The organism is Wolbachia endosymbiont (group B) of Schoenobius gigantella (assembly GCF_964031005.1).
Classification (GTDB): Bacteria; Pseudomonadota; Alphaproteobacteria; order Rickettsiales; family Anaplasmataceae; genus Wolbachia; species Wolbachia pipientis.
In genome coordinates this window covers 763,394-778,135 of the sequence record NZ_OZ035002.1, presented here as the reverse complement: position 1 = coordinate 778,135, position 14,742 = coordinate 763,394, and the positions used below count along the sequence as shown (strand labels likewise).

14 protein-coding genes and 1 pseudogene are annotated in these 14,742 nt (G+C 33.6%); 8 read left to right on the top strand and 7 right to left on the bottom strand.

Annotation, left to right across the window (positions count from 1 at the left end; genetic code table 11):
* Positions 1-88: 88 nt before the first annotated feature.
* The 7 genes from ACQH2O_RS03625 to ACQH2O_RS03595 all read left to right on the top strand — a co-directional run bounded on the left by ACQH2O_RS03625 (position 89) and on the right by ACQH2O_RS03595 (position 5,656).
* A complete protein-coding gene (locus tag ACQH2O_RS03625) occupies positions 89-2,380 on the top strand; it encodes a phage tail tape measure protein (protein ID WP_425385354.1) in 2,292 nt (763 codons plus the stop codon).
* Positions 2,380-2,727: a phage tail protein gene (locus ACQH2O_RS03620; RefSeq protein ID WP_425385353.1), complete on the top strand. Its 348-nt coding sequence runs from the start codon at positions 2,380-2,382 to the stop codon at positions 2,725-2,727. Before ACQH2O_RS03625 ends, ACQH2O_RS03620 begins: the two co-directional genes overlap by 1 nt.
* A 26-nt stretch (positions 2,728-2,753) precedes the next feature.
* Positions 2,754-2,930, top strand: a complete 177-nt coding sequence (locus ACQH2O_RS03615) for a tail protein X (RefSeq protein ID WP_425385352.1) — start codon at positions 2,754-2,756, stop codon at positions 2,928-2,930.
* On the top strand, positions 2,931-3,881 hold the full coding sequence (locus tag ACQH2O_RS03610) for a phage tail protein (RefSeq protein ID WP_425385351.1): 951 nt from the start codon (positions 2,931-2,933) through the stop codon (positions 3,879-3,881).
* Positions 3,882-3,914: 33 nt separating this feature from the next.
* Positions 3,915-4,445: an ankyrin repeat domain-containing protein gene (locus ACQH2O_RS03605; RefSeq protein WP_425385350.1), complete on the top strand. Its 531-nt coding sequence runs from the start codon at positions 3,915-3,917 to the stop codon at positions 4,443-4,445.
* Between the two features lie 66 nt (positions 4,446-4,511).
* On the top strand, positions 4,512-4,733 hold the full coding sequence (locus ACQH2O_RS03600) for a hypothetical protein (RefSeq protein ID WP_425385349.1): 222 nt from the start codon (positions 4,512-4,514) through the stop codon (positions 4,731-4,733).
* A gap of 8 nt (positions 4,734-4,741) precedes the next feature.
* Positions 4,742-5,656 carry a patatin-like phospholipase family protein gene (locus tag ACQH2O_RS03595; RefSeq protein ID WP_425385348.1) on the top strand — a complete coding sequence of 305 codons (915 nt, stop codon included), beginning with the start codon at positions 4,742-4,744 and terminating at the stop codon, positions 5,654-5,656.
* 469 nt (positions 5,657-6,125) lie between these two features.
* On the opposite strand, the gene ACQH2O_RS03590 is transcribed toward ACQH2O_RS03595, so the two are convergent.
* The 7 genes and pseudogenes from ACQH2O_RS03590 to wmk (ACQH2O_RS03560) form a co-directional block, all read right to left on the bottom strand.
* Positions 6,126-7,031 carry a DMT family transporter gene (locus ACQH2O_RS03590; protein ID WP_265035241.1) on the bottom strand — a complete coding sequence of 302 codons (906 nt, stop codon included), beginning with the start codon at positions 7,029-7,031 and terminating at the stop codon, positions 6,126-6,128.
* Between the two features lie 199 nt (positions 7,032-7,230).
* A pseudogene (locus ACQH2O_RS03585) lies at positions 7,231-8,063 on the bottom strand (IS5 family transposase).
* 361 nt (positions 8,064-8,424) lie between these two features.
* Positions 8,425-9,339, bottom strand: coding sequence for a WO male-killing family protein Wmk (wmk, locus tag ACQH2O_RS03580; RefSeq protein ID WP_425385347.1), 915 nt, complete (start codon positions 9,337-9,339; stop codon positions 8,425-8,427).
* 35 nt (positions 9,340-9,374) lie between these two features.
* Positions 9,375-10,292: a WO male-killing family protein Wmk gene (gene wmk / locus ACQH2O_RS03575; RefSeq protein ID WP_425385346.1), complete on the bottom strand. Its 918-nt coding sequence runs from the start codon at positions 10,290-10,292 to the stop codon at positions 9,375-9,377.
* Positions 10,293-10,370: 78 nt separating this feature from the next.
* The gene (locus tag ACQH2O_RS03570; protein WP_408067558.1) at positions 10,371-11,567 is read right to left on the bottom strand and encodes a hypothetical protein; all 1,197 of its coding nucleotides are present in this window, start codon (positions 11,565-11,567) and stop codon (positions 10,371-10,373) included.
* Between the two features lie 99 nt (positions 11,568-11,666).
* Positions 11,667-12,323 (bottom strand): JAB domain-containing protein, encoded by a 657-nt coding sequence (locus ACQH2O_RS03565; protein ID WP_264687048.1) that lies wholly within the window; start codon positions 12,321-12,323, stop codon positions 11,667-11,669.
* A 170-nt stretch (positions 12,324-12,493) separates the two neighbouring features.
* Complete coding sequence (wmk, locus tag ACQH2O_RS03560) at positions 12,494-13,405, bottom strand: WO male-killing family protein Wmk (RefSeq protein WP_425385345.1); 912 nt, start codon at positions 13,403-13,405, stop codon at positions 12,494-12,496.
* A gap of 113 nt (positions 13,406-13,518) precedes the next feature.
* Here wmk (ACQH2O_RS03560) and ACQH2O_RS03555 point away from each other — a divergent pair, with 113 nt between their 5' ends.
* Positions 13,519-14,472 carry an Rpn family recombination-promoting nuclease/putative transposase gene (locus ACQH2O_RS03555; protein WP_425385344.1) on the top strand — a complete coding sequence of 318 codons (954 nt, stop codon included), beginning with the start codon at positions 13,519-13,521 and terminating at the stop codon, positions 14,470-14,472.
* Positions 14,473-14,742: the final 270 nt, after the last annotated feature.

Below are 14,742 nucleotides of genomic sequence, written 5' to 3'. Positions count from 1 at the left end.
GCTCTGTTGTAGGAGGCGGGGTTGAACAAATACTTGAAATGGAAATTAATGAATTTATCTTATGGGCAGAAATAGCAAAGAGGTCTAAATGTCAACGTTATCTATAAAAATCGGAGCTGTTTTAGATGGTAGCTTTAATACTGTAATAAAAGGCAGTAGTAGTCAACTCTCTAATCTTGGTGAGAATATAAGAGAGCTTGATTCATCTTTAAAATCAGTATCAAAGTTTAAGCAGTTGGGTAGTGATGTTTTAACTAGCAGAAGGTCATGGAAAGGTTTTGAGGATCAGGTAAAATCTTTAGCTAAACAAATGAAAGCAATAGAGAAACCAAGCAAAACTTTAAAAGCTGAGTTTGATAAAGCTAAGTTTTCTGCAACAAAAGCAAAAGAAGCATATTTGAAAAAGAGAGATGCTTTGCATTCATTTAATGAAGAAGTAAGAAAAAGTGGAAGAAATATTAAGTCATTAGTAAGTGATCAATATAAACTTGGTTCTTCTATTGAAGTGCTAAAAGGTAAGTATGGTAAGCTTGGGTCTGCAATACGTAGTCACCAAAGTTTTTTAGCAAGCAAAGCACATTTTAAGTCACAAATTATAGAGACTATTGGTCTAGGGCTAACGCTTGCAGCGCCAATTAAAGTTGCTGTTGATTTTGAATCGGCTATGGCTGATGTAAAGAAAGTAGTAAAATTTGTGCAAAATGACACTAAAGATGAAGCATTAAAGTTTGCTAAAGAGTTAAAGAAATTATCTCGGGAGATACCCTTGTCAGCTGCAGAATTAGCACAAATAGCTGCAAGTGGTGGTCAGCTTGGTATTGACAAAAATGATCTTATTAAGTTTACAACAGTAGTTGCCAAAATGACCACAGCGTTTGATATGTCGGCAGAAGAAGCTGGTAATGCTATTGCGAAAATATCCAACGTCTATGGAATTAAAGTTGATGATATGGAAAATGTAGGTAACATAATAAACCATCTCTCAGACAATACCGCTGCTAAAGCACAAGAAGTGGTTCTTACATTAAATAGAATTGGTGGTAATGCTAAACAGTTTGGTTTAGAAGTTGATCAAGCAAGTAGCTTAGCAAGTACGTTCATAAGTTTAGGTAAACAACCTGAAAAAGCAGCAACTGCTATAAATAACTTTCTTAGTAAACTACAGACTGCAAGAGAGCAAAGTCCTGAATTTCACGATGCATTAGATGAGATGGGAACAAGTATAGAAGAGCTCGAACAAACCATTAAAAAAAATCCTCAAGAGGCAATATTACAATTCCTTGAAACTTTAAAAAGAATAGACGATCAAGAGCGTGCCGGTATTCTTATGAATCTATTTGGCGCTGGGTTTCAAGATGACATTGCTCTTTTAGTAGGAAGCTTAGACATTTATAAGAAAGCTATTGAACAGGTAGCTGATAAAGGAAAGTACCGCTCCTCAATGCAGAAAGAATTTGAAAATCGGGCAAACACTACAGCTAATAAATTACAATTACTTAAAAATGCAGTATTTGAAGCTGGCATGAATCTAGGGTCAGTGATGTTGCCTACTTTAAATTATGTAGCTGGAAGTTTGAAAGCAATAACAGAGCATATAGCTTCTTTTGCAGAAAAATATCCAACTTTAACTACAGTAATCATGAGTACTTTAGCAGCTTTGATAAGTTTGAAAGTCTTAGTAGTGGGAGTAGGCTATGGAATTACTTTATTAGGAAGTACAATTTTTGGTCTTAAAGCAACGATATTGGCAACATTTTCATTTTTATCAGCTATAGTTTTTCCTGCAGTAATAACAGGGCTAAGAGCAATAACACTCGCTGTAATGACTAACCCAATCGGACTTTTAATAGCGAGTCTTGTTGCTGGTGCAGCTTATGTTCTAACTAACTGGCAAAAAGTGAAAGACTTTTTCTCTAGCTTTTGGAAATCACTCATTGAACCTATAGGAAAAGCTTTTTCATGGATGGGAAATACAGTTAGTAGCATATTTGCTGAGAATAACCCGATTAGAAAATTTGAAAATAATGGAAATTTTGTTAATAAGCTTTCTAAAAATAGCATTTTCAGTAACGGAAACCCATTGACAAGTAATAGTGCTATTAAACAATTTTCAGAAAATAGTAAAGGCAATTTTGAGAGTTTTAAAGTTAAAGGTGTTATAGAAGAAAAAAGAGCTATAGAACAAGAAGAAGTTGAGAAAGCATTCAAGAAAAGTAGATATGAAAATAGGGAATCTAAAGTATATAACCAAGCATTCTATCAAACGTTTAATATCAACATTAAATCTGAAGATGTGCGCAGTGTTGCTGATGCAGTAATAGAACGATTTAGAGAACAAGCACGTGGGGCACTTTTTGACATAGTTGAAGAGTTACACTGATGTTGCTTGGAAAATGTAAGCTTGAACCAACAAGCCTAAGATACAGTAAAGAAGAAAGGTGGTATACAATTGAATGTATTGAAAAAACGTCGCTACAAAACATTGGTTCAGGAATTGAATGTATTGATCTAACAGGAGTGATTTATTCACGTTATCAGAGTAATGGCTTAGAACAGCTAAAAAATATACGTAACACTAAAGAACCACACGTTCTAGTTGATAATTCAGGAAGTGTATTTGGAAATTTTGTCATTACTAATGTAGAAGAAAAGCAGATATTATTTTTTCCTGATGGAAAACCAAGAAAAGTTGAGTTTATTTTGAAGTTAAAAAGTTACAGCAAGTGATTTATTATTACACTAAAGAAAACGAAATGTTAGATGAAATTTGCTGGAAACATTATGGATACAGTAGTGGAGCAGTGGAGGAAGTATTGCTTGAAAATCCAGGCCTTGCAGAACATGGAAGTTTTTTACCGGTAGGACTAAAAATTAAATTGCCTGTAACAGAAAAACCTCTACAAAAGTCAAAATTAAAAGTATGGGAATAAATGCAGCCAGATTTTATAATAGATAAATGTGAATCAATTAGAGATAGAGTTATATCATTGCGCCTTACAGATGAATCTGGAACTATAGATGATGTAGTTGAAGTACATGTTGATTATAGGGATGAAAACACAGATGTTCCGAATGAATTAAATATCGCTCTAGGTTACAGAGAAACTGGAGTCTTACCAATGGGCATATATACAGTCAACGAAGTTACAATACAAAGTCCACCTAAGACTCTACTAATCAAAGCTCATGCAACAAATTTAAGACTATCATTAAAGGAGAAAGCATCTAAAGAATGGCATCAAATTACTCTAGGTAGCTTGGTTAAGGAAATAGCAGAAAAGCACGGATATGGGTGCAGAGTTGCAGAAGAATTTGAAAATGTGTTGATTCCACATATTAACCAAACAGAAGAAAGTGATATAAGTTTACTAACAAAAATAGCAATAGAACGCGAGGCAATGGCAAAGTTAGCTGGCGGATACATACTTTTTATTCCCAAAGGCAAAGCAAAGTCGGCAACTGGAAAAGCTTTAGGAACAATAGCTATTAGACCTCAAGACACAATAAATTGGAAGGTTCACTTTACCGTGAGTAGGTACAACTCAGTAATTGCAAAATGGCATAGCTATGAAAAAGGTGAAACTATATCAGAAATAGCTGGTTCTGGTAGTCCAAGTTATACTATACAAACGCTTTACTCTAATGTAGAATCAGCATTAAGTGCAGCAAATGCTAAGTTAAAACAATTAAAGCGAAATAATGCAGTATTGGATATCACTATGCCTGGTAATCCAGAACTATTTGCAGAGGCAAAACTTAGCTTGTTAGGATTTCATCAAGACATAGATGGTGAATGGGTAATCGACAGAGCAGAACATGTGTTAGATAGTTCAGGTTATCGCACTGTGTTATCAGCATCAACGTTAAGAAAAAATCAGTAAACCAAATGTTTAATGTTGAAAAAAGTATTGAATATGAATAGAGACTCAAGAAATAAGCTACATTTTTGGTGGTTTATAGTAACAGTAGTATGTGTTATTATTACTTATTGCTATATGAAAGCAAAAGCTACAGATAATTATAAAACAATATTACAAATTGCATCTGAAAATTGTAACTTAGAGATTGTTAAATTCTCAGTAGAAAATTTGTTAGATACTAGCGTACAGATTAATAAGTTAACAGCATTACATCATGCATCTGATTCTGGGTGTCTAAGAATTGTTGAGTTTTTAGTGAAAGAAAAAGCAAATATAAATGCTACAGGTGGGTATATGGGATGGACAGCTTTGCACCATGCAGCAGATAAGGGACATTTGGAAATCGTTGAGTTTTTACTAAGCAAAGGAGCAAATCCTACAGCTACAGCCCAAGACGGAAGAAGACCTAGAAATATGGCTGTAGTGGAATCGCGACACAATAAAAATAACAAACATTACGATAAAATCATAAAGCTACTTGTTAAAGCAGAGGATCAATACGAATCAACAAAAAGTAATCACTAAAGCTGTAAGTTTTCTATGATCTCTATATAAATCCTCAAACTATCCATAATAGATTAATACTTTCACATGAAAAAGCAAAAAATCCCAATAGCGGTAATAATAACAATAGTTCTACAGACTGTAGGATTCATATGGTGGTTGGCAAAACTCGACTTACGAGTACACACCCATGATCAATTTATAGAAAAAAACCAAGGACTAATCGAAATAGTCTATCGACTTGAAGAGAGAGTGAAAAACCTCACTGAAGAAGTCAACGAACTTGAAGCTATTCACAAACACAAATAAATTTTACAGTGACAAAGTACATTTTATCTGTAGATGGAGGTGGCATTAGAGGGATAATACCTGCCATTATTCTAGCAGAAATTGAATCTAGGACAAAAAAGCCAATTTCCCAGATTTTTGATTTAATGGCAGGAACCTCAACCGGTGGGATTATTGTTGCTGGACTTTGTAAAAGCAATAAACTTCAATACTCTGCCAATGATTTGGTTGAACTTTACCAAGAGTATGGAGCATATATCTTTCAATCATCATTTTGGAGAAAATCAATTGCTTCTTGGCTGAGTGGTTCTCAGTACTCATATAGAAATATGGAATTTATTCTCAACAAATACTTTGGTGAAAGTACTATGGCCGATATTGCGAGTAATCTACTGCTCACCAGTTATGACATTCACAATAGTTGTGAATTTTTCTTCAAAAGTTGGAAAGAAAAAAACATTAAGTTGAAAGATGCACTCAGAGCTACAACAGCTGCTCCAACGTACTTCACACCAAAACGTCTGAAAATTAGCCAAACAGAGAGAGTGTTGATAGATGGCGGAGTGTTTGCCAATAATCCAGCGGCTTGTGCATATGCAAGTGGTAAGAGGTTATTTCCAAATGATGAGATTATACTACTATCAATAGGTACTGGTGGAACAAATAGAAGTATAAAGTATGCTAACTCAAGTAGATTTGGCAAAATAGGGTGGATCAAGCCACTACTGAATGTGATGTTTGCTTCTGGATTGGATTGCGTTGATTATCAACTAGAGCAAGTAATAGACGATAAATATATAAGAATACAATCGCAATTGAAAGTAGCATCGACTGAGATGGACAATATTACACTCAAAAATATCAAGTTTCTTCAGCAAGAGGCAAGTAAAATGATAGAGGATAACCAGAAAGTGATAGACAAATTCTATGATCTTATATCTTGATACGTAGAAATGCCAAAAAAATTCTGTAGCAATGGATATCTCTTCTCCAAAAAAATGTTTTAAGAAGCTAAGCCAAAAATACTACTTCAAAAATGGCTTCAAAAAACTGAAAAGAAAAATAAAAAAATTAAATCCAATATAGGGAGCAAGAGATTAGCATTTTTACTAACAGTTGCCACACCAGTGTTCAATTTAGCCAGTACTAACCATCAGCATCAATTTTAAAAACATTAAAGAAGTTAACGCACATTAGCAGCAAAATCTAAAGAAGCTGAACTGGAAAATCCAGCAGAAATTCAAGATTATGGCCATACTGTTAGCTAAAAGGTCAATGTCTGCTAATCCAGGTTCATATAATGGAATTTTTCCTGATTTCAAAAATTCTTAGTATTTATGTCAGACGCTTACATTGTACCAGATACTACTCCTAATCCTTAAAAATGTAGCTTAGCATCTAAAATAAACATCATTAACAATTTGAGTCATACACTTTTGTTGTTACATTATTTTTCTTAATTGCCTTACCTTCCGAATAAGCTATGAACAAGGTTGATGGTATTAATATCAAAGTACCATATAAAGCACTTTTATCAGGTAATTCATTAAATATAACGTATGCTACTATTGCAGAAATTATTAGCTCTATGTATCTATACGGTGCAAGTGCAGTAGCATCAGTAAGAGCAAAAGCTTTTAACATGAAGAACAGAATTAGGTTTGAACTTATTCCTAAAATCAGCAGTAATATTAATTCTGACAAGGAAGGCATATGCCAATAAAATAACAAAGACGGAGTGGAAAAAATTGTTGTTGTTAGAGCTGAGTAAAATAATATACTTATTATTGTCTCCTTCATTACAAGCTTCTTATTAAGTACATCTAGTATAGCGAAGATTAATGCGGATACAATAAAAATAAGAATTTTAGGATTAAAATCCTCACTATAAGCTTTAGTAGTAATAGCAATACCAATAAAACCAATGACAGCTACTACCCATCTTTGCCAAATTATATTTTCTTCCAGAAAAGGAATTGCAAGAAGCATAACAAATAATGGTATTGAGAAACCTATAATTGTTGCAGTTACTATTGGGCAAATAGTCAACCCATAGGTCCATAAGGTCATTCCACAAAACAACAATGCACCTCTAGTTATTTGAATAGATATTCGACTTGTTTTACAAACTCCTATTCCATAGTAAAATATAAAAGGTATAAGAGTAATAGTGCTAAATAAAAAACGGAAAAAGATTATCTCAAAACTTTGAAGGTGTAAACCGAGACACTTTGATATAGTATCATTAACTACACTACTAAGTAAACTGAGTATAAACCAGGTAACTCCAAGCAAATAAGCTCTTAGTCTGTGATCCATAAAACTCCCAATTTAATATTTTATGAGATAACTTTACTATAAAAAAGATCAATACTAGACAAGGTTTCCTCTATCTACTGTTTAACCATATTCATAAATATTTAGTAGAAATGATTTGAGAAGTATTATATAAAATGCAGCTTTATTGTATAATTTTAATAAACAGAAATGCTAAGAGGTTGTCCGGAAACTAGTAAATTCAAGCATATTCCCTCTTTAACATAACCCTACTCATAGCTAGGTATATGAAATTCTCAGTGGATGTTGTGAGTAAATCATACTCCTTCGATAGCCTTCTATTCCTATTAACCCAAGCAAAAGTCCTTTCTACAACCCATCTTCTTGGCTGTACTTTAAACCCTTGTTCTCTTGTTGGTAGTAGCTCAGGTGGCGTATCTTTGTGCACCCAAAATCTACATGGAGGCCTTTTAACAATTTCAATATCTATGTCATATTCTTCCTTTATGTGATTCTTTAAATTTCTTCCTTGGTATCCCATGTCAGCCCACATTTTTTTAACTTTAGTATATTTTGTTCTCATATTGTTTAATGCTATTTTAATACCATCTCTATCATTTTCGTTAGCAGCGCCTACGTAACAACCTAGTATAAAACCCTGAGTGTCTGTAATTATATGCCTTTTTCTACCCTTTACTTTTTTACTTCCATCATAGCCTTTGATCCCCCCTTTTCTGTAGTCTTTACAGATTGACTATCTACTATACAGGCACTCGGCTGCTCATTCCTTCCTATTTTTCTTCTACTATATTTTGTAATTTCATAATTCATTTTCTCAAAAATTCCCTGCTTCTTCCATTGCCTGAACTGCTCATACACAGTCTTCCATAGCGGAAAATCATTTGGTAAATACCGCCATTGACACCCTGTACGCAATACATAGAAAATTGCTTCTAATATTTCTCTTTTGCTATACTTTGGCGGCCTTCCTCCTTTCTTGTATGATACTCTGAAGTGTTTTTCTATTCTTGCCCATTCCCTTTCGCTTAGATCTGTTGGATACTTTTTTCTCATCTTTACCCCGTACTAAAATTTCAGATATTATAGCCTTTTACTTGTTTCCGGACAACCTCTAACTGATTTTTTTGTAATATATGATAATACTTGCGAATACTATCACATTATCAGGAAAAGTAATCGGGAGTACTGACGGCTGTGCCAACTAGCTTCTCTGCTAGCATTAGCAATATGTGTTTTCAGTGTTAGCTGTGATGACGTTAAAGAAAGTTATCAAACAAGCAAGTTAGCAGCAAAACTTTATGAAAATGCTTCAGTTGAGTCAGCTAAACAAATTTTCAGAATAGATGTATTAAATACGTAACTATTTTTACTCATATCTTAATATAATATTTCTCAGTACCGTCTTTAACACAATTCAATTTTCACACTCATCAGCAGTTAGGCCACTTGCTCGCACAATAATATCACTAGCAACACCTGCCTTAACTAGATCTTTTGCAATCTTGATTTTCTCTGCTTTTTTAACTTTTTCCTTGCCGCTTTTCATATCTTCAGATAGAGATTTGACTAATGATTCTTGTTCTCTGTACTCGTCTATTAAACTCAATAGCCTATTTTCTTCTTTACTTTCTCTCGTTTCAGGTAGCAAAACTTTAATATTCACTGATAATGCTCCTGCCATTTCATATAATTTATCAAATGTTATAGCAGTATACCCTCTTTCATATTCGTGTATTTCCTTGAGTGTTAAACCAACTTTGTTTGTTAAATCTTTCTGAGTATACCTTTTTATCAATCTCCATTCTCTTATTCTTTGTCCTATTCTGTAATATATAGAATCAGTGCAGATTTCTCTCTCTGTACTATCATACTCGTAAATAGATAAACCCGTTGCCTGGGAAATAACATCAGTAGAAACTCCTTCTTTCACTAGATTTTTTGCTATTTCCAACCTTGCCTCCTCTTGATTGATTTTCTCACTAATATGCACAAACCTGACTAATGAAGGTACTATTTTGCCTAACTTTTGATTCTCGTATATTTTCGTTAGATAGAGTATTTCCTCGTCTTCATAGCTGTCTTCCCTTACTATTACTGGTTCAGGTAATAAATCTACAACGTCAACTGATAATACTCTTGCTATTATATATAGTACTTCAATTGGAATAGCGCTATAGCCATTTTCATAGCTGTTTACTTCTTGGTATGTTAAACCTATTTGACCTGCTAATCCTATTTGAGTATGACCTCGCATTAACCTACAATTTTCTATTTTTTGCCCCATTCCATAACTAACATTGCTTGCAGAAACAAACACATACACCTCCATTAAAAAAAACTCTATTACTATAATTTTTTCATGAGCTACCCATCTAGAACTACATCAACAGGTAAACCTACCGCTTGCAAAATAATATCAATAGAAATTCCACCTTTTACTAGATCCTTTGCAACTTTAATCCTTTCTATCTCTCTCACTTTCTCCTCACAAATCCGCATCCCTTCAAACAGAGATTTTATTAGTGCATGACGTAGTTCTTGGCTCTCAATTTCTTTGTATTCTTTAATCAAATTCGGTAGCTCATTTTCCACTTTACTACCTTCATCTTCCTCTGTTAGTAGATCTGTAATACTAATCGATAATGTTTCTGCTATCTCATATAATTTTCCCAGTGGAGTAGCTACGCGTCCTTGTTCATAGTTGCTTATTTCGTCACGTGTTGTACTCATTTTCTCCGCTAAATCCTTTTGAGTATACTCTCTCACTAGTCTCCATTCCTTTATCTTTTTGCCTATTTGGTAGTAGATAGAACCAACTTTTTCTTCAACACATTCATCAGCAGACAGACCAATTGTTTTTGCAACAATATCAACAGAAACTCCTGCTTTAACCAGACTCTTTGCAATTTTTATTTTTTCCGATTTTCTACTACTTTTCTCACTAACTTGGACAAATTTGGTTAGCAAACAAAACATCTTACGTAACTCCTGATCGTTAATCTTTTTATATTCTCTTACTAGATTTAATATTTCTTCTTCATCTTCAAGACAGCTTTTTGATACAGGAATAAGATCAGTAATACTGATTGATAGTGCCTCAGTTATAGCATACAACCTTTCAATTGAAATTCTACGGTTCCCTTTCTCATATTGCAGTATTACCCAGTACTTTACACCAATTTTCTCAGCTAAATCCTTCTGAGTATAACCTCGCTCTAACCTCCAATTTTTTACTTTTTCCCCTACTTCACAGTCTAGACTTTTTTCCACGAAAACAACCATGCGTATAATATTTTCTACTATAGCTCAGATATAACGGTAGAAAAAACCTCTGGAACCTTAAAGTTTGCTGTAGACGCATTAAAGTTCCCTAAAGGTTTCTTTACTACCTCCACATACCCTATTTACCCATGAAGACAATACTTCATCATTGCTAATCTCTTTTATAGCATACTTTTCATTCCATATGCCACATCTAGTGAAATTACCTCTTTCTACCACTTCTTTAAGTTTCACTCCTCCAAAGAGACAATTTTTTCCTATTTCTTCGCCTCTTTTTTGTAACTCAGCCCACATTTCCTTGTTTTCTACTCTGACTTGTACTTGATCATATTTTTTTACATCGTGGTACAATATAACATTTAGCTTACCAATGCTCGTAGGAAACTCTAACATGACAGAGCTGCCATTTGACATATCGGTATAGTTTCTTACACCTCCTTTCTCACTTTTAACCTCAACTGCATCATTACCAATTTTTAAAATATTACTTCCTAACTCTCTCAGTATTTTGGCAACCTCTACTTTACTGTCCTCAGAAAATTCTATATATAATGTTGCATTGTCTATCTCGATATCTATTAATTCTCCTTCCTGAACAGCACTTTCGCCAGCTTTCTCTAGTTCTTCTAGTTGCTTATCTATCTGTGGTTGAACTTCTGGTTGTAGCTCATCATAGATTTCACCTATCAGTTTATTCTGTAGTAGAGTATCATGAAACTCTGCACCGCTTAACATTAATTTACGTATTACCTTTTTACGATCAACCTTATCAAATTTATGAAAATGTGTACCTAATACTACATACTCTGAGAAACTCCATTCCCCATCATTACATGCATTTAGCCTTGTTCCATCACCTATTACTTCATCTATAACTTTGTTCATCTCTTTTGGGGTTTTTGCTTTTACCACTCCACTCTTAAACCAGCTCAACTTTTCACTTTCGCTTATACTTGGCTTTATTTTTTGCAAAGCTGAAGTAAATGGATTTAAATCTTCTGCTTGATCATTTAAAGGTTTTGTGCCATATATGTAGTCAAGTCCTTTCCCATAGTTGATTTTGTTTTCGCGAACTTCTCTACCAGGGAAAGGTGCTATTTCTTGAGACTTTTTAGCCTTATTAATTTTGCTTACAAAAGTAGGCTGCTCTTTAGTACGACCAATTCCTACAATAGCATTTAACATCTCACCTTTTGATAATTTATCAAGATCAACGTTTAACTCGTAAACACCTCCTTTTTTGTCATCAAAAGGTACAATTATCTTATTACCCATATTAGCCTCCGCTATTAAATATACTTTCTAAGTGTATAGTTGTTATACACTCTACTACTCATTATAAATTATAGTGAGTAGATTTGCAAATACTTTCTACTATAACAATCCGTTTTCTCGAAAGCTAAAATAGCCCGTACTTGTGATGATAATGTGATCAAATAATCTAACGCTTACAGTACTACATGCTGCCGCTAAGCTCTTCGTTACTTCTTGATCTTCTTCTGATGGTTCTAAACTCCCTCCAGGATGGTTATGTGACATTATTACTAATGTTGCATTTTTTATTAATGCTTTTCTTGTAATTTCCTTTATGTATACTGGTGCTTTTTCCATTTCACCAATATACGATTCTTCTCCGATTAATTGGCGCCTTTTATTCAAATACAATATTTTTACACATTCCCTCTCTGCATGACCTATACTTACGTTCAAATATTCTACTAGCCCTTGTAAGTCCATTATTGGCTCACTCTTAAGCTTTTCTTTCAGTACCCTTTCTAGTGTTTCCTTAACACACATAATCATTGCTACTGCAGAATCAGTCACTCCTTCTATAACTTTCAGGTCATCCATTTCTCTACCTAAAATCCTTCCTACTCCCGTATAAGTGTTCACCAGATTTTTAGCAATTTCTTGAGCTTGCGGCCTTTCATGTACTGCACTTAAAAATGTTTCCATTATTTCACGATCAAGTAGTGCTTTACCTTTGCTTTCTAATATTCTGAATTCGATTTCTTCTTTACTTTTATTCATATAATTTACCCTTCACTAACAACAAACTTTTTTTAAATATTTACTGCTGTTTTTTTATCAGCATTGGCATAGAGCCATAGCTTCCGAGTGAAGTCAAATCAATTTTTCAATCTTTTTTACTTATTTTTTCATTAAAAAGTAAAGATGTTAATAGATACTGATTTTTTTACTTAAATTTGTTGAATTTCGTCTAAAGAGATGCCTATTGTTTTTAAAATAATATTGATAGAAATTCCTTTTTTTACTAAGTCTTTTGCAATTTTGATCTTTTCTGCTCTTTTCACTTTTTCTTCGCAAATCCGTATGCCTTCAAATAGAGATCTTATTAATGCATTACGTAGTTCTTGACTTTCAATCTTTTTGTATTCTTCAATTAAATTCGGTAGTTCATTTTCTACTTTACTACCTTCCTCTATTAGCAGATCTGTAATATTAATCGATAATGTTTCTGCTATTGCATATAATTTTTCCAGTGGAATAGCTACACGTCCTTGTTCATAGCTGCTTATTTCATCACGTGTTGTATCCATTTTCTCAGCCAAATCCTTTTGAGTATACTCTCTCACTAGCCTCCATTCTTTTATCTTCTTTCCTATTTGGCAGTAAATAGAACCTCCTTTTTCTTCAACACATTCATCAGCAGACAGACCAATTGTTTTTGAAACAGTATCAACAGAAACTCCTGCTTTAACCAGACCTTTTGCAATTGTTATTTTTTCCGATTTTCTACTACTTTTCTCACCAACTCGGGTAAATTTTGCTAGCAAGTAAAACACCTTGCGCAACTCTTGATCATTAATCGTTTTATATTTTCTTACTAGATTTAATATTTCCTCTTCCTCGTCTTCAAGGCGGATTTTTTCATTTGATACAGGAATTAGGTCTACAATACCAATCGACAATATCTCTGCTATAGCATACAACTTTTCAATCGAAATTTTACGTGTTCCTTTTTCATATTGTAGTACTACTTGATACGTTACGCCGATTTTTCCCGCTAAATCTTTTTGAGTATATCCTGGCTTTAACCTCCAGCTTTTTACTTTTTGTGCTATCTGATACCTTATTGAGATATCTACCATAAATATTATACAGGTTAATACTACCAAATAAAGATATACAAAATGTTTGCATTTTAGTTGAATATTTCTTCACAATTGTGTATAATTATTAATGCTTTTTATCTTACTTTCTCATGGCTCTTTCGAAGTTTCTTGATGCTCGCAATGATTATGCCTTTAAAAGAATATTTGGCACCGAGAAGAATAAAGATATTCTCATTCATTTCTTGAACGATATTTTAGGCTTTACTGGCTTAGCTGCTATTCACGATGTTGAATTCTTAGCTACCATTTTGGACCCTGAAATTGCCGCTAAAAAGCAGAGTATTGTTGATGTTCTTTGTAAGGACTCTCAAGGTTCAAGATATATTATAGAAATGCAGTTCACTAAGACCAAGGGCTTCGAAAAACGTGCTCAATATTATGCTGCCAAAGCCTACTCAAGTCAAGCTGATCAAGGTGATAATTATCATAATCTCAAGGAAATTATCTTTATTGCTGTTGCTGATTGTATTATTTTTCCAGATAAGTCTGAGTATAAATCTAATCATGTCATTTTAGATCAAAATAGCTTTGAACATGACTTAAAGGATTTTTACTTCGTATTCATAGAACTACCAAAATTTACAAAGACAAAAGAAGACCAACTAGAAAATATAGTAGAAAAATGGTGTTACTTTTTTCGATATGCAGCAGAAACAAACGAAGAAGACCTAGATAAAATAGTTGGTAGTGACGTAATAATAAAACGAGCTTATGAAGAGATGAATAAGTTTAATTGGTCAGAAGAAGAGTTACTAGCATATGAACAAATGAAGAAACGCATAATGGATGAGATTGCTGCTTTTGCTCAAAAATTTGATGAGGGTCTTAAAGTAGGTCACGAAAAAGGTAGACTAGAAGGCATCCTCATTGGTGAAGAACGTGGCATCAAAATTGGCGCAGAAAAAGGTAGAGAAGAGGGAGAAAAAAAGACTAAAATAGCTGTGGCCAAAAACTCACTCAAGGCCGGTGTCTCTATTGATGTTATAGCTCAAATTACCGGTCTCTCTCATTCTGAAATTTTACAACTCAGGGAAAAAACATAAATACTACAACTTATTCATTTTACTTTTCAACATTTATGAAAATCTTTCCTAAGTCGAACATACCCCTTAATTAAGAGTCTAATGAACTGTCTAAAACAGCTATAAAGATTGCACATAGAATTATATAAATTACTATCATAACGTTACCCAAACTTCTATATCAAAGCCACTTTAGTATTAGGACTATCAAACTTGCTACTGGTTTCCCTAATTATTTTGGCTGATTCTATCACCTTTACTTTTCACTATTTGGCATATTATATCTTCCAT

Bases quoted from the DNA above. Each gene is read 5' to 3' on its own strand.
- ACQH2O_RS03565 (WP_264687048.1), bottom strand. From the start codon at position 12,323: ATGAATAAAAGTAAAGAAGAAATCGAATTCAGAATATTAGAAAGCAAA.
- ACQH2O_RS03620 (WP_425385353.1), top strand. From the start codon at position 2,380: ATGTTGCTTGGAAAATGTAAGCTTGAACCAACAAGCCTAAGATACAGT.
- ACQH2O_RS03625 (WP_425385354.1), top strand. From the start codon at position 89: ATGTCAACGTTATCTATAAAAATCGGAGCTGTTTTAGATGGTAGCTTT.
- ACQH2O_RS03600 (WP_425385349.1), top strand. From the start codon at position 4,512: ATGAAAAAGCAAAAAATCCCAATAGCGGTAATAATAACAATAGTTCTA.
- ACQH2O_RS03610 (WP_425385351.1), top strand. From the start codon at position 2,931: ATGCAGCCAGATTTTATAATAGATAAATGTGAATCAATTAGAGATAGA.
- ACQH2O_RS03570 (WP_408067558.1), bottom strand. From the start codon at position 11,567: ATGGGTAATAAGATAATTGTACCTTTTGATGACAAAAAAGGAGGTGTT.
- wmk (WP_425385346.1), bottom strand. From the start codon at position 10,292: ATGGTTGTTTTCGTGGAAAAAAGTCTAGACTGTGAAGTAGGGGAAAAA.
- wmk (WP_425385345.1), bottom strand. From the start codon at position 13,405: ATGGTAGATATCTCAATAAGGTATCAGATAGCACAAAAAGTAAAAAGC.
- ACQH2O_RS03590 (WP_265035241.1), bottom strand. From the start codon at position 7,031: ATGGATCACAGACTAAGAGCTTATTTGCTTGGAGTTACCTGGTTTATA.
- ACQH2O_RS03555 (WP_425385344.1), top strand. From the start codon at position 13,519: ATGGCTCTTTCGAAGTTTCTTGATGCTCGCAATGATTATGCCTTTAAA.
- ACQH2O_RS03615 (WP_425385352.1), top strand. From the start codon at position 2,754: ATGTTAGATGAAATTTGCTGGAAACATTATGGATACAGTAGTGGAGCA.
- ACQH2O_RS03605 (WP_425385350.1), top strand. From the start codon at position 3,915: ATGAATAGAGACTCAAGAAATAAGCTACATTTTTGGTGGTTTATAGTA.
- wmk (WP_425385347.1), bottom strand. From the start codon at position 9,339: ATGGAGGTGTATGTGTTTGTTTCTGCAAGCAATGTTAGTTATGGAATG.